Below are 24,395 nucleotides of genomic sequence, written 5' to 3'. Positions count from 1 at the left end.
ACAGGCCGCTTCGTAAAATAAGCCCCTGTAAGGAGCCCATCATGAACGCCGCATCCCTCAAATACCTGTCCCGTCTATTCGCAGAACTGGCCGTGTTGCTCGGTCTCTACCTGCTCGGCTGCCAGATCGCCGCGTGGCTGGCCTGGCCGATTCCCGGCGGCGTGATCGGCATGGCCCTATTGCTGCTGGCATTCGCGTTTGGCTGGGTCAAACCGGCGGCGCTGCAACTGGGTGCTGGATTGCTGATGGCCGAGATGCTGCTGTTCTTTATTCCGGCGCTGATGAGTCTGCTCGACTACGGCGCGCTGTTGCGCGATGACGGCTGGCGGATTTTGCTGGTGATCGGCGCCAGCACCCTGATGGTGATGCTGGTGACAGCCTTCACCGTGGAGCTGGCCGTGCGCCTGAGGCGGTCCCATGAAGCTTGAATGGATGCCGATGTTCTGGCTCGCCTTTACCCTGTTGGCGTACCTGTTCAGTCGCTGGATTTACCGGCGCACCGGGCGTTACTTGCTGTCGCCGCTGATTCTGGTGCCGGCACTGCTGCTGGCGCTCGCCGTGCCGCTGCACACCGCCTATGCCGAATACGCCAGCAACACCCATTGGTTGATGCTGGTGCTCGGGCCGGTGACGGTCGCCTTCGCCGTGCCGATCTGGCAGCAGCGGCGTCTGCTGGTGCGGCACTGGTCAGCGCTGCTGTTGGGTATGCTCGCCGGCAGCGCGGCGTCGATCGCTACGTCGTTCGGCCTGGCCAAGGCGTTGGCGCTGGATAGCTCGGTGACGATGTCGCTGGTACCGCGCTCGATCACCACGCCGTTCGCCATGCCGCTGGCGCAGGATCTCGGTGGCGTGCCGGAACTGACTGCCGTGTTCGTGATGTTTACCGGTGTGTTCGGCGCGATGCTCGGCGGCGTATTGCTCAAGTGGCTGCCGTTGCGCAGTGCGTTGGCGCGCGGCGCGTTGTTCGGGGTTGGCGCGCACGGCGCAGGCGTCAGTCGGGCGCATGAAGTGGGTGGTGAGGAAGGCTCGGTTGCGGGGCTGGTGATGGTGCTGACCGGGCTGCTCAATCTGTTCGCCGCACCTTTGTTGGCGTCGTTGCTTTGACATGGATCCAAGGAGTTTGCCTGGCTGACCCGCTCAGTCATCAAGCTGGCTGGCAATGCAACTACGCGATCCTCTGCGCCTGACTAGACTGCTCGTACGTGCAGAACAATAAGAACGCAGAGGTGCATACAGTGAGCGTAGCCCCCGTCCAATTGTCCCTTGATGTCAAAGACCAGGTCAGTGCCGCGGAATGGCAGACCCGGGTCGATCTCGCCGCCTGTTATCGGCTGGTTGCGCTACATGGCTGGGATGACCTGATCTTCACCCACATCTCGGCCAAGGTCCCGGGCACCGAAGACTTCCTGATCAACCCGTTCGGGTTGATGTTCCATGAGATCACCGCATCCAGCCTGGTCAAAGTCGATCAGGCCGGCAACAAGCTCATGGACAGTCCCTACGAAATCAATCCCGCCGGTTACACCATCCACAGCGCCGTGCACGAAGTGCGGCACGATGTGGTTTGCGTGCTGCACACCCACACCGCCTCCGGTGTAGCCGTTTCCGCGCAAAGACAGGGTGTGTTGCCGATCAGCCAGCAGTCGCTGTTCGTGCTGTCGAGCCTGGCCTATCACGCCTATGAAGGTGTGGCGCTGAATCACGAAGAGAAGGCGCGCTTGCAGGCGGACCTTGGCGAGAACAATTTCCTGATGCTGCACAACCACGGGTTGCTGACCTGCGGCGGTACCATCGCCGACACCTTTCTGATGATGTTCACCTTCCAGCGCGCCTGCGATATTCAGGTCATGGCGCAAACCGGTGGTGCTGAACTGATCGGCATCGAACCGCAGATCCTGGCGGGCGCCAAAGCGATGATCGCCGGCGTCACCAAAAGTGCTCAAGGCATGGGCGGCGCGCTGGCCTGGCCGGCGTTGCTGCGCAAACTCGATAAACAAGACCCCGGATATAAACTCTGATGCCTCTTGCCGAGATCCCTCTGTGTGTCTGGCGCAAACGCAGCCGGACGTTTGTCTTTCGCGGCCTGTCGATCCGTTACTGGACGGCGGGGCAGGGTGAGCCGCTGCTGCTGATCCACGGTTTCCCGACGGCCAGTTGGGACTGGCACTACCTGTGGCAGCCGCTGGCCCAGCGCTATCGGGTGATCGCCTGTGACATGCTCGGTTTCGGGGATTCGGCCAAACCATTGCATCACCGCTACAGCCTGCTGGAACAGGCCGACCTGCAACAGGCGCTGCTGGCGCATCTTCAGGTCGAGCAAGCTGTGCATGTGCTGGCCCACGATTACGGCGACAGCGTTGCCCAGGAGTTGCTCGCCCGGCATTACGAAAACCGGATCGAGGTGGCCAGTTGTGTCTTTCTCAATGGCGGGCTGTTCCCCGAAACCCATCGTCCTGTGCTGATGCAAAAGCTGCTGCTCAGCCCGCTGGGCTGGATGATCGGCCGGGCGTTCAGCCGTGATGCACTGGTGAAAAGTTTCCGCCAGATCTTCGGCCCGCAGACCGGCCCCAGCGAAAGTGAACTGGATGATTTCTGGAGCCTGATCGAAACCCATCGTGGCCCACGCATCCTGCACAAACTGATCGGCTACATCCCTGAGCGGCGGGTGCAACGTGATCGCTGGGTGACGGCGATGCAACGCGGCGAGGTGTCGCTGCGAGTTATTGACGGTGAGGTCGACCCGATCTCCGGTGCGCACATGGTCGAGCGCTACCGCGAGCTGATTGCCGACGCCGATACGGTGCTGTTGCCGGGCATCGGCCACTATCCGCAGATCGAAGCGCCGGTGCAGGTGCTCAAGCATTANCGTGCCGGGCGAACAGCAAAGCGTGCGCTCGCCCCAGGCCACCACCGGCGCCGGTGACGATCACGACTTTATCTTCGAAACGTACGGACTCATTCATCGCAGGAACTCCAGCAGGCCAGTATTGAGTCCGAGTGTCAGGCACAGGGCTTTGGGTCACAACGAATACGGCTGAGGCTGAATGGTGCGCGATAAGGGTGAGGGATGATGAGGGCGTCGACAGATCAAAAGATCGCAGCCTGCGGCAGCTCCTATACCGATCTTCTGTAGGAGCTGCCGCAGGCTGCGATCTTTTGATCTTTTGACGCCCTCATCATCCCTCACCCTTATCGCGCACCATTCAGCCTCAGCCGTATTCGTTGTGACCCAAAGCCCTGTGCCTGACACTCGGACTCAATACTGGCCTGCTGGAGTTCCTGCGATGAATGAGTCCGTACGTTTCGAAGATAAAGTCGTGATCGTCACCGGCGCCGGTGGTGGCCTGGGGCGAGCGCACGCTTTGCTGTTCGCCCGGCACGGTGCCAAAGTGCTGGTCAACGACCTCGGCGGCTCGACCCAGGGCGAAGGGGCCAACGCCTCCGCCGCCGACCGTGTGGTGGCGGAGATTCGCGAAGCCGGCGGCGTCGCCGAGGCCAACCACGACTCGGTCACCGACGGCGACAAACTGGTGCAGAACGCTCTCGATGCGTTTGGCCGTGTCGATGTGGTGGTGAACAACGCCGGGATTCTGCGCGACAAGACCTTTCACAAGATGGACGACGCCGACTGGGATCTGGTTTACCGCGTCCACGTCGAAGGCGCCTACAAAGTGACCCGCGCCGCGTGGCCGCACTTGCGCGAGCAAAACTACGGAAGGGTGATCTTCACCGCCTCGACCTCGGGCATCTACGGCAACTTCGGCCAGTCCAACTACGGCATGGCCAAACTCGGCCTCTACGGCCTGACCCGTACCCTGGCCATCGAAGGTCGCAAGAACAATATTCTGGTCAATGCCATCGCGCCTACCGGCGGCACGCGCATGACCGAAGGCCTGATCCCGCCGCAAGTGTTCGAACAGCTCAAACCGGAACTGGTCAGCCCGCTGGTGGTGTACCTGGCCAGTGAACAGTGCCAGGAAACGTCCGGCCTGTTTGAAGTCGGTGGCGGCTGGATGGGCAAGGTGCGCTGGGAACGCAGCCTCGGTGCTGGCTTCGATCCCCGCAGCGGCTTCTCCCCGGAAGATGTCGCGGCGCACTGGCAGCAGATCTGCGATTTCGAAGGCGCGGCGCATCCGAAGGACAACATTGAAGCGCTGAAGGAAATGATGGCGAATTTGCAGAAGTATTCGCTGTAACGTTTGCCACGCCCCGCAAATACCGATCCCGTCGGTAATGCCTTCGCCCATAAAAAAGGCCGCTGCAAACGCAGCGGCCAAGGTAAGACGTTGGATCAAGGAGCTACAAATCAACGTCAGTGAACACCGGGGCGATCAATCGAAGCATCGACTCATCTGAAATCGGTCAGCGCTGGCGCGAGTTGCTCAGCAGCCAAGGCTTGGTGCTTTGCGGCGTGTGCCTGAAAGCCCGCTCAGAATAAGCACTTGAACCCGAAGGAAAAATAGCGATTCCGGACATGCACTGTTACCGGGCGTGCAACAGTCTTGATCGCGCCACAGGATCCTGCACGGACTGCGCAAAGTGTTCGCGCCCGGAAATATATCGCTTCGCTGTCTATTCTGGATGGTTGAGTTAGTTACTTTGTATGAGGCTTTTGTGCGGATTATTTGTTTGTGAATTTGTCATTTTTTACAGGTGGTTTTTTTGTTTCGGTTAATACCTTGTAATCTATATTTGTTGAAATGAACTGGCGCTTCTTGTTTGTTAAAAATAAAACTATCTTTCGCTATCGCAGTGATGCGGGGTTGCGTTCACTGAACTTGAAAGATAGGACTTGAATATGGATAAGTTATACAAAAGCTTGATGCGAGGTTCTGAAGGTGCAGAAGTAACCTGGAGGGCTGAGTGGGTAAAGGCCGCTGCCGCGCAGAATGATTTGTTCGCTATTGTTGAGGCGATCCCTACAGTTCGGCAGATTGCTCGGCAGGCATTGCAGCAAGAATTGCAGCAGCGGCAGAAGAATATCGATATCGATAATGTTTTTATAAATATTACCGATCAGTCCAATGAGATTGAACGTCGTCCTTCGGGGAAACTGTCTGAGGTATTGCTTCATTGTCTTGATAACAATGTGCTGCCGAGCTATCTGGCTGGCGGCGGGGACGGCGTCTTTCACCTGCCCGATACCGTTGGCGAAGAGATGAGAGTCAAAGGCTTCAGTATTATCGAGGCTGAGGAGGCTATTACTTATGCGCTGCGAAATCTGGAAAGCAGCCTGCGTTCGGAGATGGCCAAGTATTGGGCGGCACCCGTAAAAGTCGCAACAACTGAAAAGACCGGGCTGACAAATAAACAGGCCTTGCAGCAGGCTTATAACGTTGTGCTGACAGCGGAGCTTTCTTTAAAAGCCATGGCGGGATTTCTGGATCACGGCATGGCGACGCGTTATTGCTACTTGTTGAACCTGGAAAACGGAGCCGCCGCTTATAACGTTGTGGTGAGTCCTGAATCCGACTATCGCACTTCGCTTGTCCCGGGGGTTGTCCTCGATAATGCGATGCGGGCGGATCCGCAAATGAAACTGATCGATGAATCCACCGGCTATGTCATTCACACGCCAGGCAACGGCTTTGAATACTTCGCCAGGAATATCGACGCGCACGCAACGCTGCTGGCGCGTGTATCGGCGTCCGGTAGCAAAATCGCTTTCCCTAAAGCCACGCAAAGTGTGTCTGCTTATTGTGTCGACGCTTACTTGAAGGGACAACTTGAGACGCTTGCAAGTCTGATGCGTGATCGCAATGGCCAGACTCGAGCGTTCAGCCGGGTATTGCAGGACAATCAGATGTTGTCGGTGATGCGTGCTGACATCGGTCGTCGATTCGATCAAGTGCAGGCAGAACTCAAGCGGACCGAATGGCCACTCTGGCTGAAGAACGGTGGTGACGCTCTTCAGCAGCGTTACGTCGAGCTTGAGCACTCGATGGAGAAATATCACTCTGACTACCGGGTGGTTTTCGACAGGTGTTTCTCTTTTAAAGATTATGTCTTGCGTTGTTTTTCCGAGTGGGCGATGAGCGCGTTGGGTGAGCAACTGGAAGCCGAGACGATAAAGGTGCGCAGCGTCCACAAGATGCAACTGGGCGGCCGCACCCTCGAGCAGGTCGACAGTCGGACCCTGACGGAATTCATCATCTTCGGTCTGCATGACGAGGGGTATAAAGCCGAAATCAGCCTCACCGGGCTGCCGTCCGGCAGCAGGCTGTCCGTTGCTGCACTTGAGCAATGGTTGAACAACATCAACGTGCGCTCGCAGTTCGTATCCAGTCTTCCAACTGATCCATCGCCGGAGTTTGCGCAGGCGTATCGCGACCACTTGCACAGCAACATCGAGTTCGCGCTTTTCGTTGCGCGCCATTCGGGCGTCTTCAGTGAAACCGAAGCGAAGGTAATCGAAAGGGCGCTGGCAGGTGACTCGTCGGTGTCTATCCGGGGATTGAAACTGAGCCTGCAGATTCCAGGGCCCGCCTTGAAAGGTGTGATGATTTTTCAGGCACCGGAGACTCGGAACTATCTTGTTTATCTGATAACACCTGCAGGCAAGTCTGTTTTCATGACGTTTGCGGATGTATTCGCTCTGAACAAATGGTTTGAATCGGCCATGACCGCTGATCGTCAATACGCGGCGTCATTGATTCATCCGGACTATTTGCACGATGCCGGATCCTTGCGCGGTATCAGCCGTCACTCCACCCATTATCTGTACAAGCTGGATACCCAATACCCGGACCTTTTCCCCAATGGCACAGCGCCGTTGCTCAATGACGTCAATCTCGCTTTTCAGTCTGAACTGGCGTTACACAGGACCATTGCGCCTGCGCCTTACCGCTACCTCGGGATTGAGCCGCGCAAACGTTACGCTCGATTGAATACCGAACTGAAAGCGCTCTCCACCGTAGAGGCAAGGGACAATGCGTTCCCTTCTTTCGAACGCTTTACCCACGATGCGGTAAAGCAGAATCTTGAAAGTCTGTTGCGTTCGCGAGGACGAAATGTCGAGATCAATCCCGATCAGATTATTGTCCAGACTGACGATTTTCAGAAAAGCGTAACGGATCTGCTCATCGAAGGGCTGTCGTTTGAAGCTGCCAATCCGGCTTATCCGAGCAAGTATGACCCGAGGTATTTTTTGACGGACGGCCATCCGGCCATTGATCAACTGGATATTCGCGATCTGTCCTCGTTATCGAAAACATTCCGTCCTGGCGACAGGTATACGGAAATGCTCAAGACCGACTATCTGGACGGGAAGCATCCTGACTACGCCTTCAAGCGCGCCGTTCACGCAAAAAAAGTTCGCTGTCAGATGCATTACGATCTGCTCTCCAACTACATTGATGGCAGGTTTGGCTCTGAAATCTTTATAGCGCTACAACGGGTTGTCGGCAGTTTGAAAGAGGATGTCTATCACTACCCGATCAATGATTCGTCCGCAGAAGGTGATGAAGGTCTTTACGAATTCAATATCGGGAAAACCGGCTTGACCAAGGCGGGGGATCGTACGGTTGCGGGTGTCTATATCCTGCGGATGAACATTCTCGGCCAGTTCCACGACTGGTTATATACGCCCGATGCGCCGGATGGCGTTGCTTATCGACCCATCAACGATTTCATTCCATCGATTCGTTTCCAATACGGACCGATGCGCGATTACTACTTTGACCGGGTTGCGATCGTCGATCAAAAAGTAATCAATGATTATTTTGACGATCTTGCCGCAAGCGGGAAACCCCTGCCTCCGGTCAAGACGCAAGAACGCGCCAAGTTGAACAACCTCTTCACGTTCCATGATCGGAGAGTGCGTCGCGCATTGAGCGATATCGATGAGCGAACCACCAGTTTGAAGGAGGTTATCGCGGGACTGGTTTACGATGTCCTGATCAAAGTGGTGAATGTCATCAGTCTCGCCGTGCCGCCTATTGGCTCCGTGGCCGTTGCGGTGCAGATGATGAAAAGTGTTTACGACGGAGCCCAGGCGCAACGGCGAGGTGACTACTCGGCGGCTCTGGGATTCGGCGCGGACGCGTTGATCGGACTATTTACGCTCGGCCAGGCGGCCACAGCCGGTGCGAGCGCAGAGGTGATCAAGCAGGTGACCAACGTTCAACGATCGTTTCTCGGTCTGGTCGATGATGCACGGTCGGCGGCGCAATTCGTCGCCGAGGCGGCGGGTCATAAAGCGGCAGATCAACAGTTGATCGATTTCTTCACTGAATTGATGAAGGATCGGGCAACCAGCATCAGCCAGACCATCGTGCGCTGATCCGGGCTGGCGCTTGGAGATCGCCTGACTCAACCGGCTTGCTCATACCCCATTCGCCAGCTCACGGCCCGCGACGCCGCCAGTAACCGCTGCGCCGCCGGGCCGTCTTCATCAGCGTGGAACAGTGAAGTCGGGCCGACGATGGTCAGCACCGCCGCGATCTGCCCGACTGCGTTGAACACCGGGGCTGACAACGCGTCCACCCCAGGCATCAACAAGCCGTGCACATGATGCAGACCGCGTTCGCGGATCTGCTCGCACAAACCGCTGTAGGCATTTTGATCGGCCAGTGGATGGCCGGCGACGGCGATTTCCTGCTCGCGCAACTCATCGGTTTCCCGATGCGGCAGAAAGGCACTGAACACCAGCCCGGTGGACGAGCTGAGTAACGGCAACACCGAACCCAGTTGCGTCACCACCGTCACCGCGCGCACCGCCGGTTCGATGTGCACCACGGTCGCGCCCTGATTGCCCCACACCGCCAGAAAACAGGTTTCGTTCAGTTCATCGCGCAACTCGGACAGGGGCAGGGCGGCGACTTTCAACACGTCCATACTGTTCAGGGCCGCCAGGCCCACGCGCAACGCTTCACGGCCGAGTCCGTAATGGTTGGTGGCAGCGTTCTGCTCGGCGAAACCACTGGCGATCAGTGCCTGGAGATAGCGGTGCACCTTGCTCGCCGGCATCTGCACATGTTCGGCCAATCGCGATAGTGAGGTAGAGGGCGACAACTCGGCCAACGCCTTGAGGATGTCGGTGCCGACCTCGGCGGAGCGGACTTTCTGTTTGCCGTTGCTGTCGCTGGTTTTTTCCATGGTGCGGCCGGGATCCGAAAACGAATGGGCGTCTTTATAGCTTGACGCTGGATAGCGAGCAAATTACGTTATGCGTAATCGAATTACGATAATAACAACCCCGGCGTGCGCAAAGCTCTGAGCCAGAGCGATGGGCCACTGCCGACTCCCTGTTCAGGAGGCTCCATGAACCTCGATTCAAACGCGTCGGAGCTGGCGTACCAGTCCGGTTTCGGCAACGAATTCAGCAGTGAAGCGTTGCCCGGCGCCTTGCCCATCGGCCAGAACTCCCCGCAAAAAGCCCCGTACGGCCTCTATACCGAATTGCTCTCCGGCACTGCGTTTACCATGACCCGCAGTGAAGCCCGGCGTACCTGGATGTACCGGATTCAGCCGTCGGCCAATCACCCGGCGTTCGTCAAACTGGAGCGGCAACTGGCCGGCGGCCCGTTGGGTGAAGTGACGCCCAATCGCCTGCGCTGGAATCCTCTGGATATCCCGGCCGAGCCGACTGATTTCATCGACGGTCTGGTCGGCATGGTGGCCAACTCGGCAGCGGAAAAACCGGCCGGCATCAGCATCTATAACTATTGCGCGAATCGCTCGATGGAGCGGGTGTTCTACAACGCCGACGGCGAACTGCTGTTGGTGCCGCAACTGGGGCGGCTGCGAATTGCCACTGAACTCGGCGTGCTCGAAGTCGCGCCGCTGGAAATTGCTGTGCTGCCGCGTGGCCTGAAATTCCGCGTCGAGCTGCTTGATCCGCAGGCGCGCGGTTACGTTGCCGAGAACCACGGCGCGCCGCTGCGCCTGCCGGACCTGGGGCCAATCGGCAGCAACGGCCTGGCCAATCCACGGGATTTCCTCGCGCCGGTCGCGTCTTATGAAAACCTGCAGCAGCCGACGACGCTGGTGCAGAAATTCCTCGGCCAGTTGTGGGGCACCGAGCTCGATCATTCGCCGCTGAACGTGGTCGCCTGGCACGGCAACAACGTGCCGTACAAATATGATCTGCGCCGTTTCAACACCATCGGCACCGTGAGCTTCGATCACCCGGATCCGTCGATCTTCACCGTGCTGACCTCGCCGACCAGCGTGCACGGTCTGGCCAACCTCGACTTCGTGATCTTCCCGCCACGCTGGATGGTCGCCGAGAACACCTTCCGTCCGCCGTGGTTCCATCGCAACCTGATGAACGAATTCATGGGCCTGATTCAGGGCGAGTACGACGCCAAGGCTGAAGGTTTCGTGCCCGGCGGTGCGTCGCTGCACAGCTGCATGAGCGCCCACGGCCCGGATGGCGAAACCTGCACCAAAGCGATCAACGCGGAACTCAAACCGGCGAAGATCGACAACACCATGGCCTTCATGTTCGAGACCAGTCAGGTACTGCGCCCAAGCCGCTTCGCCCTCGACTGCCCGCAACTGCAATCCACATACGACGCCTGCTGGGCCACGCTGCCCGCCACGTTCGACCCGACCCGGAGATAACCCATGACTCAGACTTCCATTACCCGCAGCTGGGTTGCTTCGGCCAATGGCCACGCGGATTTCCCGCTGCAGAACCTGCCGCTGGGCGTGTTCAGCACTGGCGGCTCGGCGCCGCGCGCGGGCGTGGCGATCGGTGAACATATTTTCGATCTGCAGGTGGCGCTTGAAGCCGGCCTGTTCGACGGCCCGGCACGCAGCGCGGTCGAAGCCATGCACGGCGGTCTGCTGAACGCCTTCTTCGACCTCGGTCGTGAAGCCCGCGTAGCCTTGCGCAGCCGCTTGCTGGAATTGTTCGGCGAGGGCAGCACTCATCGCGGCGCCATCGAAGCCCAAGGCGCAAAACTGCTGCCACTGGCTGCCGATTGCCAGATGCACCTGCCGGCGCGCATCAACGATTACACCGACTTCTACGTCGGCATCGAGCACGCGCAGAACGTCGGCAAACTGTTCCGTCCGGACAACCCACTGCTGCCCAACTACAAGCACGTGCCGATCGGTTATCACGGTCGTGCCTCCACCGTGCGCGCTTCTGGTACCGACGTGCGCCGCCCGAAAGGCCAGACCCTGCCGGCCGGTGCGAGCGAGCCGACCTTCGGCCCGTGCGCACGACTGGACTACGAGCTGGAACTGGGCATCTGGATCGGTCAGGGCAACGACATGGGCGAGCCGATTGCCATTGGTGACGCCGCCGAACACATCGCCGGTTTCTGCCTGCTCAACGACTGGTCGGCCCGCGATATCCAGGCCTGGGAATACCAGCCACTCGGCCCGTTCCTCTCCAAGAGTTTTATCACCAGTGTTTCGCCATGGGTGGTGACCGCCGAAGCGCTGGAGCCATTCCGCATGGCGCAACCTGCGCGCCCGGAAGGTGATCCGCAGCCGCTGCCATACCTGTTCGACAAACGTGATCAAGATGGCGGCGCCTTCGACATCGAACTGGAAGTGCTGCTGCTCACCGAAGCCATGCGCGAACAGAATCTGCCAGCCCATCGGCTGACCCTGAGTAACACTCGCTACATGTACTGGACCGTCGCACAAATGGTCGCGCACCACAGCGTCAACGGCTGCCAGTTGCAGGCGGGTGACCTGTTCGGTTCGGGGACTTTGTCCGGCCCGCAAAACGGTCAGTTCGGCAGCCTGCTGGAAATCACCGAGGGCGGTAAAAAGCCGATCGAACTGGCCTCCGGCGAAGTGCGCAAATTCCTCGAAGACGGCGACGAAATCATTCTGCGTGCGCGCTGCGCCCGTGACGGTTTTGCCTCGATCGGCTTCGGCGAATGCCGCGGCAAAGTGCTGGCGGCGCGCTGACAGGAGCGGATCATGGATCTCTACACCTATTACCGCTCGACCTCGTCTTATCGGGTGCGTATCGCGTTGGCGCTGAAAGGGCTCGACTACACCGCGTTGCCGGTCAACCTGATTGCGCCGTCGGGAGGCGAGCATCGCCAGCCGGCGTATCTGGCGATCAATCCGCAGGGCCGGGTGCCGGCCCTGCGCACCGATGACGGCGAGCTGCTGATTCAGTCGCCGGCGATCATCGAGTACCTGGAAGAGCGTTATCCACAGCTGCCATTGCTGCCCGAAGACCTCGCTGCCCGTGCTCATGTGCGCGGTGTGGCGGCGGTGATCGGCTGCGACGTGCATCCGTTGCACAACGTCAGCGTGCTCAATCGCCTGCGTCAGTTGGGCCACGAAGAGCCGCAGGTGGTGGAGTGGATCGCGCACTGGATCAGTCAGGGGCTGGCGGCCGTCGAGCAATTGATCGGTGACAGCGGTTTCTGTTTCGGTGAGTGGCCGTGTGTGGCGGATGTTTATCTGATTCCGCAGTTGTATGCGGCCGAGCGCTTCGGTGTTTCGCTGGAGGCTTACCCACGGATTCGGCGGGTGGCGGCGTTGGCGGCTGAGCATCCGGCGTTCATCAAGGCGCATCCGGCCAATCAGCCCGATACCCCTTAAAGCTCTACCTCGCCCCATGTAGGAGTGAGCCTGCTCGCGATAGCGGAGTGTCAGATACGGGGATGTTGACTGACACACCGCTATCGCGAGCAGGCTCACTCCTACAAGGGATCAGGGCCGCACACAAAAAACATAAAAACAAAACAGGTACCTTGCGATGCACAACCAGATTGCCAGCTTTCGCGCGGCACTCGACGCCCGTCCTGTGTCCCGCTATCAGTGGTTATTGCTGATCCTGCTCGCCTTGCTGCTGGTCACCGACGGCTATGACGCCCAGGTGCTCGGTTACGTGGTGCCGGCCCTGGCTCAGGACTGGGGGCTGGAGAAAGCCGCGTTCGGGCCGGTTTTCAGCGCCAACCTGTTGGGCCTCACGCTCGGCTCGCTCGCGGTGACGCCGCTGGCCGATCGCTTCGGCGTGCGGCGAATCCTGCTCGCCTGCGTGCTGATCTACGCCAGCCTGACGGTGTTGATGGTGTTCGCCGATTCTCTGAACACCTTGATGATCGCGCGCTTCATCTGCGGTATCGGCATGGGCGGTGCGATGCCCAGTGCCATGGCCTTGATGTCGGAATATTCACCGCCTCGTCTGCGCACCTTGATGGTGACGCTGGCCGCTTGTGGGTTTTCGTTTGGCGGTGCTGCGGGTGGTTTTGTTGCTGCGGGCTTCATCGACCGCTTTGGCTGGCAAGCGGTGTTCCTTGCCGGTGGTGTCACGCCGTTGCTGCTGTTCCCGTTCCTGTGGTGGATGCTGCCGGAGTCGCTGCCACGTCTGCTGCGCGATGCACCGCCCTATGCGCGCCTGCGCAAAGTCACCGCGCGAATGCTGCCGGACTGGCAACCGCCGGCCGCGTCCGTCGAACAGAACAAGCGCGAGCAGGGCAGCAAATTGACCGTGGTCGAGCTGTTCCGCAACGGTTATGCGCGCCCGACCCTGCTGATCTGGGCGACGTTTTTTGTCAGCCTGATTCTGTTGTATTTCATGATCAGCTGGCTGCCGACGCTGTTGCTGGAAAGCGGTCTGAAACTCAATGAAGCCAACCTGGTGACCTCGATGTTCCTGTTCGCCGGCACCTTGGGCGCGGTGTGCATGGCGTGGTTCGCCGACCGTTTGAAACGCAAGGTGCGGCTGCTCTGCGCGGTGTTGGCCGGGGCGGCGCTGTGCACGATTCTGCTGGGCTTGAACCACGACAACCCGCGCTATCTGGTGGCCTGCGTGTTTGCCGCCGGGTTCTGCATCATCGGTGGGCAACTGACGCTGAACGCCTTCGCCAGTAATTTCTACCCGGCGCATGTGCGGGCCACGGGCACGGGCTGGGCGTTGGGGGTAGGGCGCTTCGGTTCGATCCTCGGGCCGTTGTTCGGCAGCATGCTGCTGGCGATGCACATTCCGGTGACGCAGATTTTCTTCTTCTGCGCGATTCCGGCGGTGATTGCGGCGCTGCTGATCATCCAGGTGCGCTCGCCTTCAGATATCCCGCAATCCAATGTGGGAGCGAGCTTGCTCGCGAAGAACGATAACGCAGTCTGACAGGAACAACGGTGGCGCCTGCTTCGCGGGCAAGCCACGCTCCCACAAGGGATCGTTGTGATGCAGAAGAATGGGGCCACGCTGAACCCTGTGGGAGCGGGCTTGCTCGCGAAGGCGATTCAGGTTTCGATGCATTCATCGCTGACACGACGCTTCGCGAGCAGGCTCACTCCTACAAAAAGCGTTTAGTGCACAACGGAATTGGGTGGCAGGTGGCCGAGGCGTTCAGTCAGGCGCAGGCGCTGGATCGGATCGTCGCTGAGCAGCAGCGCATGTTCCAGGTCGAAGCGCTCGGCGTTCGGGCAATCAAGCCGTTGATACAGGCTGGCGCGGGCCAGATAATCGGCGGCGCTGGCACCGCCCAGTTCCAGCACGCGTTCAGCATCGATCAGCGCGGCGATGTAATCCTCATGGGCCAGATGCAACTGCCGCAGGTTGCGTGACAGGCGCTGGAGCATCTGCTCTGGGCTGGCGGTGGCCAGATGGTCAGCGTTGAGTTTGAGGTGCGCGCCGTACTGACGTTGCAACAACTCGCGACAGTCATTGGGGTACAGCCGCCGACCGCCGCAGGGATCCAGCAGGTGATCAGCACCGGGTACCCGCAGCAGGAAATGCCCGGGGAAGTTCACCCCGACCAGCGGAATCTCCAGACCACGGGCCAGTTCCAGAGCAATCAGGGACAGGGTCAGCGGCTGGCCGCGACGGGTCTGCAACACTTTGTGCAACAGCGCGACCTGCGGGCGCAGCGGCAGAAAGTCATCCTGAGAGAAGCCCAGATCATTCATCCGCCGCAGCAACGGTTGCGCCAGTTCGCTGACTGGCAGCATCGGCAAGCCGTAACTGACGCGCTGTAGCAGCTCCTTGAAGTCCTGTTGCAGCGCTTCGACATCCAGGCCTTTTTCGTGCTCGGCAGCCATCCACAGCGCCGCTTCGAACAGCGCGGGCGGTGAACGGTGCAGACACTCGAAAAAACGTTGGCGCGGACTCATCGAAATCTCCGGGGAATGCCTCGTTTTAGCCCCGTCCGCGCCATTCGTCCAGTACCGGCCAGGTTATGCCGCAAAGTCGCCGTCGAAGCGGGCGCTTATTCCGGTGCGCTTCAGCAATTTTTGGGCGCAAGCCTATACTGGCGTCTACCAGAAGTGATTCGGGAGCCTGCCGATGTTCGCTCTCATGCAAAGCACTCGCCTGGAATCGCTGCACCTCAGCGTTGACCCGGTCACCGGGTTGAAGGCGGTCATTGCCATTCATAACAGTCGCCTCGGGCCTGCCCTGGGCGGTTGCCGTTATCTTGCCTATCCCAATGACGAATCTGCAGTCGAGGACGCCATTCGCCTCGCGCAAGGCATGAGCTACAAGGCTGCCCTGGCCGGGCTTGATCAGGGCGGCGGAGTGGCGGTGATCGTGCGGCCGGCGCATGTGGAAAACCGCGCTGCGTTGTTCGAAGCGTTTGGCCGCTGCATCGAGCAGCTCGACGGTCGCTACATCACCGCCATCGACAGCGGCACTTCGGTAGCGGACATGGATTGCATTGCCCAGCAGACCCAGCATGTCACCAGCACCACCTCGGCCGGCGACCCGGCGCCGCATGCGGCGATGGGCGTGTTCACAGGGATTCGCGCCACCGCCATGGCGCGGCTGGGCAGCGACAACCTCGAGGGCCTGCGCGTGGCGATTCAGGGCTTGGGCAATGTCGGTTACGCACTCGCCGAGCAATTACACGCGGCAGGGGCTGAATTGCTGGTCAGCGACATCGACCACGGCAAGGTGCAACTGGCGATGGAACAGCTTAACGCGCATCCGATCGCCAACGACGCCTTGCTCAGTACACCCTGCGACATCCTTGCGCCGTGCGGCCTCGGCGGGGTGCTCAACAGTCACACGGTGACGCAACTGCGCTGCTCGGCGGTGGCCGGTTCAGCGAACAATCAACTGACGCATCTGGACGTGGCCGATCAACTGGAGCGGCGCGGGATTCTGTATGCGCCGGATTATGTGATCAACGCGGGCGGGTTGATTTATGTCTCGCTCAAGCATCGCGGCGAAGAGCTGGGGACGATTACTGCGCACCTGTCGAAGATCAGTTCGCGGCTGACCGAAGTGTTTGCCCATGCGCAGGCCGAGAAGCGCTCGCCGGCGCGGGTAGCGGATGAGTTGGCAGAGAAAGTCCTGTATCGCTGAAAAGCAAAAGATCGCAGCCTGCGCCAGCTCCTACATATGGAATGCGTATTCCCTGTAGGAGCTGCCGCAGGCTGCGATCTTTTCGATTCAAACGTGGTTACTTGGCAGCTTTCGCCGCTTTAACCGGCTTCACTGGAGCTTCTTCCGGCTCAGCCGCTGCGTCTTTTTCGACTACTTCTGCCGGTGCATTGATCAGCTCCGACAGCGCATCAGGCTGGCTCTTGAAGGCCTTGGCGAACACATCGCGGTTCTTCGCCATGTAGATTCCGACTTCTTCAACCTGCTGCTCGTTCAGCGACGGCACGGCTTTTTGCAACACTTCGGACAGCATCTCGGCCAGTTCGAGCATTTTGTCATGACGGTCAGCTTCGGCTTTATCCATGAACAAGCGCTCCAGATCTCGGCTGCTGCGGTATACCACTTCGACGGCCATTCACCACCTCACATGCCTTCACATTAGTTGTCTTAGCGACTACTGTATTTATATACAGCGAAAGGATAAGCGAATCCCTGCGCTTTGGGTAGTGGCTTTTCAATGTAGACCGGATTCGGCATTTTTCCTGATGCACGCGCCTCAAACAAAACGACCCGCACACGGCGGGTCGTTGGTTTTTTTGATTTCAGAACTTGCCGCTGGCGTAACCACCATCGATAGGCATGATCACACCCGTGACGTATGCGGATTGATCGCTGAGCAGCCAGAGCACCGCGTTGGCCACTTCGTCCGCCGTGCCGAAGCGCTTCATCGACGTCACGTTGATTTTACGCTGAGTGTTTTCCGGTGCGGCTTTCAGGCGTGCCTCGCTATTCATGCCGCCGAGGATCGGCCCCGGGGCGACCGCATTGACGCGAATGCAGCCGCCGTCTTCCAGCCGCGCATTCTCGATCGACGCCACCTGGGTCATGCCGTTGATCGCCTGCTTGCTGGCGACATAGGCGACCTGGCCGCCAATCGGTACCACGCCGGCGCAGGACGAGGTATTGACGATGGCCCCGGTGCCGCGGGTGAGCATCAGTTGCAGTTCATGGCGCATGCAGTGGTAGGTGCCGTTGACGTTGATGTTCATCACCTTCATCCAGTCCTCCGGGCACGATTGCGCGAGCGCTCCGTATTTGGCGGTCACGCCGGCATTGTTGAACGCGCAATCGAGGCGGCCGTAGGCCGAACGAATGGTCGCGAACGCCTGCTCGACCTGCTCCGGATCACCGACATCGCAGGCGATAAAGCGGCAGTGTTCACCCAGCCGCTCAGCCAGCGCCGCGCCTTTTTCTTCGTCCCGACCGAACACGATCACATCGGCGCCGGCCTTGATCAGGCGTTCGCTGACGGTTTCGCCAATGCCGCTGGTGCCGCCGGTGACCAGGCAGACTTTTCCCAGAAAATCGTACATGTGTCGCATCTCCTTATGCCAACGCGGGGCGTAAATATTTCGGGTTTACGCAGCAATACACCCGATCCAGTCGCGGATTGCTTTTGTCACTGAAGCACTGGCTGTCCCATCGGCATTTGTGGATGTCGGCGGAGCGGCCCTGCAGGGTTTTATTGATCAGGTCGTTGTCGGCAAACAGCGCCCGCGACATCCCCACCCAATCGCATACGCCGTCGGCGAGCAACTGCTCGGCCTTGTCCAGACCGTCGATGAAACCGGCGTAACCCACCGGTACTGTCGACACCGACTTGATCGCCCGCACTCCGGCTTGCAGGTAATGGTCCATGGTCTCCGAATGCACAATCAACTGGCCGAAGGTCGCGCCCATGCACATCGAACATTCCAGCGCGGCAACGCCGGCCTGACAGAGCGCCTGCACGGTTTCCTTGAGGTCCGGATATTGCAGCCCTTCAGCGCCCAGACGGTCGTCGATGCCCAGACGAATAGTGACGATCAGTTGGCCCTGGGTGCGCTCGCGGATGGCCTTGACCACGTCGAGCAACAGTCGCGCACGGTTCTCTTCGCTGCCGCCATATCGGTCAGTGCGCTTGTTGGTGTGCGGCGAAAGAAAACTGCTCAGCAGGTAGCCGTTGGACGCCTGCAACTGCACCAGACGTGCGCCGTTGGTCCAGGCCAGCCAGGCGGAATGGGCGAATTGCTCGATCACCTGAGCGATGTCGCTTTCGTCCATGATCCGCACGCGGTAATCCGGATCAAGTTTCGACACGCGCGGACAGGGCACGCCACTCGGGGTCAGCACGGCAACGCCGGTGTGGGTGGTGGTGCCCTGACCGCCGTAATGCTGCAATTGCACACCTACCGGCGTGTTGACCTGCTCGGCCATCGCGAACATCGCCTTGAGCGATTCGCCCTGCTGCTGTTCGAACAGGCCGAGCCCGGTGCTCTGCAGACGCGATTGCGGCGAGACCGTGGCGTTGCACAGAAACGCCATGGAGCAGCCGCCCTCCATGATGCCCTGATAGAACTCGATCATGGCGGGCGTCACGCATCCGCTGTGATCGGCCAGGTCCACGCCCATCGACGCGAAGAACAGTCGATTGCGCAACTCCAGCCCGCCGGCCAGCCGCAGCGGCTCCAGCACGTGGGGATAGCGTGGCATCATGCTTCCTTCCTTTGTTCGGGCATCGCCGAAGCCTGGTCGAAGGTCATCCACAACGGTTGGCCGAGGACAGGCGCCGGAACCGGGGCGGTTTCTTCGTGGGAGAAGTAAGCGAACTGTTTGAGCACTTCGCGCCACTTGAAGCGCAACGGTGAATCCAGCTCTGCCAGGTGCAGTTTGAGCGTGCCGGCATTTGTCGCGTCGCTGGCGTGCAGTGATTGCAACGGCAGGCTGATCATCCCTTCGTTTTCCAGGTACAGGTAGACGTGTCCGCGCTCGGAAGCCTCGAGCGGGCTGTCGCATTGCACTTGCAGGCCGGCCATCGACAGCAGCTCAAGGCGGGCGGAGAGGTGACGACCTGAATCCAGGCGCACCAGCACTTCATGGCGTATGCCCTTGAGCGGACGGAACCAGCAGGCGGGGTCGATGTTGATATTCCGCATGCGCTTGAACACCGGCATCTTGATCACTTCACCGTGCAGGCGAATGTCGGCCACCAACTCGCCCCGCTGGAAGAATCGCGCACGCTTGTCGACCTTGCGCGCCCGCGGCTGGGCCATGCCTTCGTAGTCGCCAACCAGCACATCCACCTGAAACGAAGACTCGGTGTAACGGGGAAAACTCGACAGCAGATCAACGATGGAAATCGACACCTCACCGCGGGCATAACCGCTGTGCTCGTAGAACTGCGCGTACATGGCCTGGCGTGCCGCTTCGATCAGCATCAGGCCGGGCACGTGCTCGTGGTGCTTGCGGTAGAAAAAGTAATTGGCGGTGTCGTTGAACAGGGTGAAATAGAGCAGACCCTGCTGCGGGCAGCCGTCCAGGTTTTTCAGGACATCATGTACCAGCCGGCGCTGATCGAGGCTCAGGCCGTTGCCGCAACCGGGCAGTCGAGCCAGTTTGGCCTCGGTGCTTTCCAGCACCCAGATGCCGCTGAGGATCAGGTGGTCGGTGGCCTTTTCGTAATTCGTCAGCAGTTCTGGCAGACAGTCCGACAGGCCTGCCTGTTCGAGCTCTTCCAGGTCAATGATGGTTGGCAGCGAGCGCAGCACCAGACGCTCGCTGTCGAGCCGATAGGCCTGATTGACGATCTCCAGATCCATTGGATCAAGGTTCGCCCGTTGCACGATGGCGGCCGGCAGCCAGGCCGGCAGCAAGTGGTGAGCGTCGTAAATCAGCACGTCGTCATCGTGGCCCTTGTGGACGATGTCTTTGGCAACTTTCCTGTGCATGTCGATCATGATCATCCCTCTGTGTTGAACGTTGGTTGTAAGGCAGTTGCTATCCATGGCGTGAAATCGACCCACACCGAAAGGTGCTGCTCGACGCGTGTCAGCAGCTTCAGTTGATGTGTTTTCTTGTTTTCTTGTTATCGAGTGTCGGGCAGGTTTACTGCACCGTGATGTAGCAGGCGCCCAGGGTTCGGTTGTCCAGAACCTGCAGCGGCGCCAGCCATTTGTAGTCGATGCCGCCACGTCTGAGCAGGCGTCCGATGGCAACCGGGGACACTGACACCAGATGTGAAACGCCGCAGGTTCGGGCGTACTCCAGCGTGGCCATGAACAGGCCAACGGTGTTTTCGTCGGATATCATCTGTTCGTTTTTGCCGCCCTCGGCATCGAGGTCCAGTGAGGTGAAACGCGACAGCTCCCAGATGTCATCGCCGCACGGGGCAGGCTTGTCGCCGAGCAACGAGGTGAACACCTCACTCAGCAGATACGGCTGGGTGGTGGGCAGCAGGCGGGCGCATCCCTTGATGTTGCCGTCGTGTTCTTCGGCGACAATGTAGTGAGTGCCGCTGTGATCAAATTGGTCGAATTCGAAATCGTCCGGCGTGGATAATTGCCAGCCGAGGCGTTCGACGAACACCTGATAGCGATATTGAGCCAAGCGTTGACGCTTTAGTGTCGTCAACTCGTCATAACGTCCTGACAAGTAATCCATCACAGATTCCGTTTAGTGATTGGTTGGGTGGCGATTAAAGTGCACACTGCGCTCGCATACTACCTGTCACCCTTGACAGCTAGCGGAAACATTTGGAAATATGCTAGGCATGTTGGCAAGAGGCCGGCAGCATTAACTGTGGGAAAGGAATCTCTATGTCATATTGGCAGGCTGAACTGTTGGAAAACGCCATGTCTGCAACGGATGTCGAGTTGTTGTTCGACAGTATCAAGACCGTCGCCAGGCAGTTGGAGTTTGATTATGTGGCTTACGGGTCACGCCGGCTTTTCCCCATCACCAAACCCTGTCTTTTTCTCGCCAATAATTATTCGCCCGCCTGGCAAGCTGCCTATTCCGCCAATCGTTACCTGGACATCGATCCTTACGTCCAGCGCGCAATGCGCAGCGTGAAACCGGTGCTGTGGGACGCTGAACTCAAGGCTCAGATGCCCGAATTCTGGCAGGATGCGCAGGCTCACGGGCTCTCGGAGGGCTGGGGGCAGACGCTGCTCAACAGCGAAACGCAAGGGCTGGTGACCTTTGCCCGGGGCAGCGGGACGATCACCGCGCAGGAACTCGAAACCAAACAGGCGCAGCTGTCCTGGCTGGCCCAGATTACTCACCTGGGGCTGACGCGCCTGCAGATGCGCGGCGCCGATTCGGTGCTCCCGGTACCGATAGAACTGTCGCTGAGGGAAAAGGAAATCCTGCAATGGACCGCTGACGGAAAGTCATCGGACGATGTTTCGGTGATCCTCGGTATCAGCAAAAGGACAGTAAACTTCCATATTAATCATTGCCTGAAAAAACTCGGTTGCCAAAACAAGATCGCCGCTGCAGTTAAAGCTTCGCTGATGGGCCTGCTGTGGAAATAATTACCCTGATAATTTATTGGATAACTAACTGGTGAATAACCGGAGTGTGTGTGCGCGAGTTCACAGATTTTCCCGATTAATAACATTTCATTTATAAGCTAATGCCTTTTCAAGCGTAACGAATTCATCAAGAAACTTCAGTTATACCGTCACAAACATTCCTGTCGACGGTGCCTGTTCAACGGTGCGACCAAACGCCACGGCGCAGGTTTCATGCCGGCTCGCCATGATGCGTGGCCTCGTTTCTGCATGGCGCATAGCGCATACGGAAAACCGTCACGTCCAACCGGCATCATCCGCTCGCATCGGGCTAAGGAACATCATCGTGAAAATCAACTGGGCCGAGAAACTGCGGCAAAACGTGCATCAACTGGCCGAGTCCCTGGGCAACCTGTTCGTCGAGACCTTCCACTACCTGGCGCTGTTCGCCATTGGTGCGGTGACCGCATGGGCGGCGGTGATGGAATTTCTCGGCATGCTCGAAGAAGGCCACATCAAGATCGATGACATTCTGTTGCTGTTCATCTATCTGGAACTGGGGGCGATGGTCGGGATTTACTTCAAGACCAACCACATGCCGGTGCGCTTCCTGATCTACGTGGCGATCACTGCGCTGACCCGCCTGCTGATCTCCAACGTTTCGCACCACAACCCGCCGGACATGGGCATCATCTACCTGTGCGGCGGCATTCTGCTGCTGGCGTTCTCGATCCTGGTGGTGCGTTACGCCTCGTCGCAATTTCCGTCGGTGAAGATCGAAAAACCGCAACGCAAGCTCGGCGCCGGCTCCGGTGAACACCCCGAGATCGAGAAGGGCGAGCTTTAAAGCCCCATCGACGGCCGAGGCTGGCCGTTGCTCTGCTGCGGTGGCGGAGGCAGCCCGTCGCCGCTGGTCATCGCTTCAAGGATCGCCATGGCGCTGTGGCCCTGTTCGATGGCGATGCCGAACTGAATGCTTTGCACCAGCCGCTTGAGCCGTACCGGATCGTTGCGCTGTTCGGCGCTGATCATCCGTTTGGCGACGATTCGGCCGCTGTTGGACAGGGTCAGCATGATGCTGCCGTCCAGCCCCTGAATGCTCAGGTTGATCTGATAGTCCGGCGCGAAGGCATCGGTAATGATCTGAAAAGGGTTGTCCATGATGCGTCACCGCCTGATTGAACGTGCAGTTGTTGACCGGCCGTGATCGGGTTGGTTCGCAATACCTGATCATCGGCGATTCCGTGGCCTGTGTTGTTGCTTTATGTGGGAGCTGCCGCAGGCTGCGATCTTTTGCTCTGCAGCGTCTTGATGTGCGTCATGCAGATCAAAAGATCGCAGACTCGTTGCACTCGACAGCTCCTGCACAGGTCATAGCAAGGGCTGTGCCGGGAAAATTGTTGGACAATGGATACGGCATAAAAAAGGCGAGCGCATGGCTCGCCTTTGTCATTTGTGGCCCGTTTCAGGGCAGAACCGAGTAGATGATCGCCGACAGTGCAATCAGGCCGATCAGCACCACGAACACGTTGGACGCCTGTCCCGAGTACTGGCGCAAGGCTGGCACACGGCGGATGGCGTACATCGGCATCAGGAACAACAGGCAGGCAATCACTGGCCCGCCGAGGGTTTCGATCATGCCGAGGATGCTCGGGTTGAACGTCGCCACGGCCCAGCAGCTGAGGATCATGAACAGCGCGGTCGCACGGTTCAGCCAGCTCGCCGACATCACCTTGCCACGGCCGCGCAGGCTCTTGACGATCATGCCCTGAAAGCCTTCGCTGGCGCCGATGTAGTGGCCGAGGAAGGATTTGGTGATCGCCACCAGCGCGATCAGCGGCGCGGCGTAAGCGATGACCGGGGTCTGGAAGTGGTTGGCCAGGTACGACAGGATCGAAATGTTCTGCGCCTTCGCTGCTGCCAGATCGGCCGGCGACAGCGCCAGCACACAGCTGAAGCAGAAGAACATCACCGTCACCACCATCATCCCGTGGGCCATGGCGAGGATGCCGCTGCTCTTGCGTTCGGCCTCGGCGCCGTAGCGCTGCTTCTGGTCAACCGCGAAGGCGGAGATGATCGGCGAGTGGTTGAACGAGAACACCATCACCGGGATCGCCAGCCACAGGGTCTTGAGGAACGTCGACAGCGGCATAGGCTCTTGAGCGCTGGCGAAGAACGCGCCGTTCCAGTTGGGGATCAGGCTCAGGCCGAGCAACAGCAGCGCGGCGACGAACGGATAGACCAGCACGCTCATGGCTTTGACGATCACGTTCTGCCCGCAGCGCACGATCGCCATCAGGCCGAGGATCAGCACCAGCGACAGGATTGCCCGAGGTGGAGGCGCGATGTGCAATTGATGTTCGAGAAAACTGCTCAGGGTGTTGGTCAGTGCAACGCTGTACACCAGCAGGATCGGGAAGATCGCGAAGAAGTACAGCAGGGTGATCAGCTTGCCGGCACCGATGCCGAAGTGTTCTTCCACGACTTCGGTGATGTCGCCCGAACGCCCGGACAAGACGAAGCGGGTCAGGCCCCGGTGGGCGAAAAAGGTCATCGGGAACGCCAGTAACGCCAGAATCAGCAATGGCCAGAAACCGCCGACACCGGCATTGATCGGCAGGAACAACGTGCCTGCACCAATCGCGGTGCCGTACAGACCGAGCATCCAGGTGGTGTCGGATTTGCTCCAGCCCTTGTGGGCAGTTTCGGTGTTGCGTGTGCGATCTACAGCGGGATTTTCGGCAGCAGGTGTACGTACATCGGTCATCGTTTTTGCCTCGTTATTATTTTTGCTCGGGCTCACGGTTGGCGGG

20 protein-coding genes and 3 pseudogenes are annotated in these 24,395 nt (G+C 59.2%); 13 read left to right on the top strand and 10 right to left on the bottom strand.

Features of this window, described 5'->3' with window-relative positions; all coding sequences use genetic code 11:
* The first annotated feature begins 41 nt into the window (after window positions 1-41).
* From VLA07_RS03725 to VLA07_RS03710, 4 genes and pseudogenes are all read left to right on the top strand, one after another.
* Window positions 42-428: a CidA/LrgA family protein gene (locus VLA07_RS03725; protein WP_027610876.1), complete on the top strand. Its 387-nt coding sequence runs from the start codon at window positions 42-44 to the stop codon at window positions 426-428.
* On the top strand, window positions 418-1,104 hold the full coding sequence (locus VLA07_RS03720; protein ID WP_027610877.1) for an LrgB family protein: 687 nt from the start codon (window positions 418-420) through the stop codon (window positions 1,102-1,104). The genes VLA07_RS03725 and VLA07_RS03720 overlap by 11 nt, the downstream gene beginning before the upstream one ends.
* 131 nt (window positions 1,105-1,235) lie before the next feature.
* Complete coding sequence (locus VLA07_RS03715; protein WP_333988429.1) at window positions 1,236-2,018, top strand: class II aldolase/adducin family protein; 783 nt, start codon at window positions 1,236-1,238, stop codon at window positions 2,016-2,018.
* Window positions 2,018-2,878: pseudogene (locus VLA07_RS03710) on the top strand (alpha/beta fold hydrolase); the annotation flags it as partial. The gene VLA07_RS03715 and the pseudogene VLA07_RS03710, both read left to right, overlap by 1 nt.
* Here the strand turns inward: VLA07_RS03710 and VLA07_RS03705 are convergent.
* A pseudogene (locus VLA07_RS03705) lies at window positions 2,868-2,963 on the bottom strand (serine/threonine protein kinase); the annotation flags it as partial. The pseudogenes VLA07_RS03710 and VLA07_RS03705 overlap by 11 nt on opposite strands.
* A gap of 321 nt (window positions 2,964-3,284) precedes the next feature.
* Between VLA07_RS03705 and VLA07_RS03700 the strand changes: the two are divergent.
* Both VLA07_RS03700 and VLA07_RS03695 read left to right on the top strand, forming a co-directional pair.
* A complete protein-coding gene (locus VLA07_RS03700) occupies window positions 3,285-4,196 on the top strand; it encodes an SDR family oxidoreductase (protein WP_333988428.1) in 912 nt (303 codons plus the stop codon).
* 602 nt (window positions 4,197-4,798) lie between these two features.
* Entirely contained in the window at window positions 4,799-8,281 is a 3,483-nt protein-coding gene (locus VLA07_RS03695) for a dermonecrotic toxin domain-containing protein (RefSeq protein ID WP_333988427.1), read from the top strand.
* Window positions 8,282-8,310: 29 nt separating this feature from the next.
* Here VLA07_RS03695 and VLA07_RS03690 read toward each other — a convergent pair whose 3' ends face one another.
* Window positions 8,311-9,096 carry an IclR family transcriptional regulator gene (locus VLA07_RS03690; protein WP_027610880.1) on the bottom strand — a complete coding sequence of 262 codons (786 nt, stop codon included), beginning with the start codon at window positions 9,094-9,096 and terminating at the stop codon, window positions 8,311-8,313.
* A 165-nt stretch (window positions 9,097-9,261) separates the two neighbouring features.
* Between VLA07_RS03690 and hmgA the strand changes: the two genes are divergently transcribed.
* The 4 genes from hmgA to VLA07_RS03670 all read left to right on the top strand — a co-directional run bounded on the left by hmgA (window position 9,262) and on the right by VLA07_RS03670 (window position 14,050).
* Window positions 9,262-10,566, top strand: a complete 1,305-nt coding sequence (gene hmgA / locus VLA07_RS03685) for a homogentisate 1,2-dioxygenase (RefSeq protein WP_333988426.1) — start codon at window positions 9,262-9,264, stop codon at window positions 10,564-10,566.
* A gap of 3 nt (window positions 10,567-10,569) precedes the next feature.
* The gene (gene fahA / locus VLA07_RS03680) at window positions 10,570-11,874 is read left to right on the top strand and encodes a fumarylacetoacetase (RefSeq protein ID WP_333988425.1); all 1,305 of its coding nucleotides are present in this window, start codon (window positions 10,570-10,572) and stop codon (window positions 11,872-11,874) included.
* 12 nt (window positions 11,875-11,886) lie between these two features.
* Window positions 11,887-12,522, top strand: a complete 636-nt coding sequence (maiA, locus tag VLA07_RS03675) for a maleylacetoacetate isomerase (protein WP_103369122.1) — start codon at window positions 11,887-11,889, stop codon at window positions 12,520-12,522.
* Between the two features lie 157 nt (window positions 12,523-12,679).
* The gene (locus VLA07_RS03670) at window positions 12,680-14,050 is read left to right on the top strand and encodes an MFS transporter (RefSeq protein ID WP_333988424.1); all 1,371 of its coding nucleotides are present in this window, start codon (window positions 12,680-12,682) and stop codon (window positions 14,048-14,050) included.
* 185 nt (window positions 14,051-14,235) lie between these two features.
* On the opposite strand, the gene VLA07_RS03665 is transcribed toward VLA07_RS03670, so the two are convergent.
* The gene (locus VLA07_RS03665; protein WP_330207993.1) at window positions 14,236-15,039 is read right to left on the bottom strand and encodes a SirB1 family protein; all 804 of its coding nucleotides are present in this window, start codon (window positions 15,037-15,039) and stop codon (window positions 14,236-14,238) included.
* A gap of 172 nt (window positions 15,040-15,211) precedes the next feature.
* Here VLA07_RS03665 and VLA07_RS03660 point away from each other — a divergent pair, with 172 nt between their 5' ends.
* Window positions 15,212-16,231, top strand: a complete 1,020-nt coding sequence (locus VLA07_RS03660; RefSeq protein WP_047597781.1) for a Glu/Leu/Phe/Val dehydrogenase family protein — start codon at window positions 15,212-15,214, stop codon at window positions 16,229-16,231.
* Window positions 16,232-16,409: 178 nt separating this feature from the next.
* Here VLA07_RS03660 and VLA07_RS03655 read toward each other — a convergent pair.
* The 5 genes and pseudogenes from VLA07_RS03655 to VLA07_RS03635 all read right to left on the bottom strand — a co-directional run.
* Window positions 16,410-16,664 (bottom strand): annotated as a pseudogene (locus VLA07_RS03655) (YebG family protein); the annotation flags it as partial.
* Window positions 16,665-16,851: 187 nt separating this feature from the next.
* Window positions 16,852-17,622, bottom strand: a complete 771-nt coding sequence (locus VLA07_RS03650) for an SDR family NAD(P)-dependent oxidoreductase (protein ID WP_333988423.1) — start codon at window positions 17,620-17,622, stop codon at window positions 16,852-16,854.
* Window positions 17,623-17,635: 13 nt separating this feature from the next.
* On the bottom strand, window positions 17,636-18,784 hold the full coding sequence (locus tag VLA07_RS03645) for an oxidoreductase (protein ID WP_097090416.1): 1,149 nt from the start codon (window positions 18,782-18,784) through the stop codon (window positions 17,636-17,638).
* Window positions 18,781-20,025: an AfsA-related hotdog domain-containing protein gene (locus VLA07_RS03640; protein WP_247267886.1), complete on the bottom strand. Its 1,245-nt coding sequence runs from the start codon at window positions 20,023-20,025 to the stop codon at window positions 18,781-18,783. The genes VLA07_RS03645 and VLA07_RS03640 overlap by 4 nt, the downstream gene beginning before the upstream one ends.
* A gap of 148 nt (window positions 20,026-20,173) precedes the next feature.
* Window positions 20,174-20,728, bottom strand: a complete 555-nt coding sequence (locus tag VLA07_RS03635; RefSeq protein WP_333988422.1) for an acyl-homoserine-lactone synthase — start codon at window positions 20,726-20,728, stop codon at window positions 20,174-20,176.
* A gap of 155 nt (window positions 20,729-20,883) precedes the next feature.
* On the opposite strand from VLA07_RS03635, the gene VLA07_RS03630 reads away from it, so the two are divergent.
* Together VLA07_RS03630 and VLA07_RS03625 are read left to right on the top strand one after the other, a co-directional pair.
* On the top strand, window positions 20,884-21,603 hold the full coding sequence (locus tag VLA07_RS03630; RefSeq protein ID WP_330206267.1) for an autoinducer binding domain-containing protein: 720 nt from the start codon (window positions 20,884-20,886) through the stop codon (window positions 21,601-21,603).
* A 325-nt stretch (window positions 21,604-21,928) separates the two neighbouring features.
* The gene (locus VLA07_RS03625) at window positions 21,929-22,429 is read left to right on the top strand and encodes a phosphate-starvation-inducible protein PsiE (protein WP_003221775.1); all 501 of its coding nucleotides are present in this window, start codon (window positions 21,929-21,931) and stop codon (window positions 22,427-22,429) included.
* Here VLA07_RS03625 and VLA07_RS03620 read toward each other — a convergent pair.
* Both VLA07_RS03620 and VLA07_RS03615 read right to left on the bottom strand, forming a co-directional pair.
* Window positions 22,426-22,743 carry a DUF3509 domain-containing protein gene (locus tag VLA07_RS03620; RefSeq protein WP_007968083.1) on the bottom strand — a complete coding sequence of 106 codons (318 nt, stop codon included), beginning with the start codon at window positions 22,741-22,743 and terminating at the stop codon, window positions 22,426-22,428. The genes VLA07_RS03625 and VLA07_RS03620 overlap by 4 nt on opposite strands.
* Window positions 22,744-23,047: 304 nt before the next feature.
* The gene (locus VLA07_RS03615; RefSeq protein ID WP_108181721.1) at window positions 23,048-24,349 is read right to left on the bottom strand and encodes an HAAAP family serine/threonine permease; all 1,302 of its coding nucleotides are present in this window, start codon (window positions 24,347-24,349) and stop codon (window positions 23,048-23,050) included.
* Between the last annotated feature and the right edge of the window lie 46 nt (window positions 24,350-24,395).

The sequence above is a fragment of the Pseudomonas sp. S3(2024) genome, assembly GCF_036861315.1.
Lineage (GTDB): Bacteria > Pseudomonadota > Gammaproteobacteria > Pseudomonadales > Pseudomonadaceae > Aquipseudomonas > Aquipseudomonas putida_A.
The sequence above is the reverse complement of the archived record's forward strand: the minus strand, read 5'-3'. Positions and strand labels throughout refer to the sequence as shown.

Bases quoted from the DNA above. Each gene is read 5' to 3' on its own strand.
- VLA07_RS03725 (WP_027610876.1), top strand. From the start codon at position 42: ATGAACGCCGCATCCCTCAAATACCTGTCCCGTCTATTCGCAGAACTG.
- VLA07_RS03720 (WP_027610877.1), top strand. From the start codon at position 418: ATGAAGCTTGAATGGATGCCGATGTTCTGGCTCGCCTTTACCCTGTTG.
- VLA07_RS03700 (WP_333988428.1), top strand. From the start codon at position 3,285: ATGAATGAGTCCGTACGTTTCGAAGATAAAGTCGTGATCGTCACCGGC.
- VLA07_RS03695 (WP_333988427.1), top strand. From the start codon at position 4,799: ATGGATAAGTTATACAAAAGCTTGATGCGAGGTTCTGAAGGTGCAGAA.
- VLA07_RS03690 (WP_027610880.1), bottom strand. From the start codon at position 9,096: ATGGAAAAAACCAGCGACAGCAACGGCAAACAGAAAGTCCGCTCCGCC.
- hmgA (WP_333988426.1), top strand. From the start codon at position 9,262: ATGAACCTCGATTCAAACGCGTCGGAGCTGGCGTACCAGTCCGGTTTC.
- fahA (WP_333988425.1), top strand. From the start codon at position 10,570: ATGACTCAGACTTCCATTACCCGCAGCTGGGTTGCTTCGGCCAATGGC.
- maiA (WP_103369122.1), top strand. From the start codon at position 11,887: ATGGATCTCTACACCTATTACCGCTCGACCTCGTCTTATCGGGTGCGT.
- VLA07_RS03670 (WP_333988424.1), top strand. From the start codon at position 12,680: ATGCACAACCAGATTGCCAGCTTTCGCGCGGCACTCGACGCCCGTCCT.
- VLA07_RS03665 (WP_330207993.1), bottom strand. From the start codon at position 15,039: ATGAGTCCGCGCCAACGTTTTTTCGAGTGTCTGCACCGTTCACCGCCC.
- VLA07_RS03660 (WP_047597781.1), top strand. From the start codon at position 15,212: ATGTTCGCTCTCATGCAAAGCACTCGCCTGGAATCGCTGCACCTCAGC.
- VLA07_RS03650 (WP_333988423.1), bottom strand. From the start codon at position 17,622: ATGTACGATTTTCTGGGAAAAGTCTGCCTGGTCACCGGCGGCACCAGC.
- VLA07_RS03645 (WP_097090416.1), bottom strand. From the start codon at position 18,784: ATGATGCCACGCTATCCCCACGTGCTGGAGCCGCTGCGGCTGGCCGGC.
- VLA07_RS03640 (WP_247267886.1), bottom strand. From the start codon at position 20,025: ATGATCGACATGCACAGGAAAGTTGCCAAAGACATCGTCCACAAGGGC.
- VLA07_RS03635 (WP_333988422.1), bottom strand. From the start codon at position 20,728: ATGGATTACTTGTCAGGACGTTATGACGAGTTGACGACACTAAAGCGT.
- VLA07_RS03630 (WP_330206267.1), top strand. From the start codon at position 20,884: ATGTCATATTGGCAGGCTGAACTGTTGGAAAACGCCATGTCTGCAACG.
- VLA07_RS03620 (WP_007968083.1), bottom strand. From the start codon at position 22,743: ATGGACAACCCTTTTCAGATCATTACCGATGCCTTCGCGCCGGACTAT.
- VLA07_RS03615 (WP_108181721.1), bottom strand. From the start codon at position 24,349: ATGACCGATGTACGTACACCTGCTGCCGAAAATCCCGCTGTAGATCGC.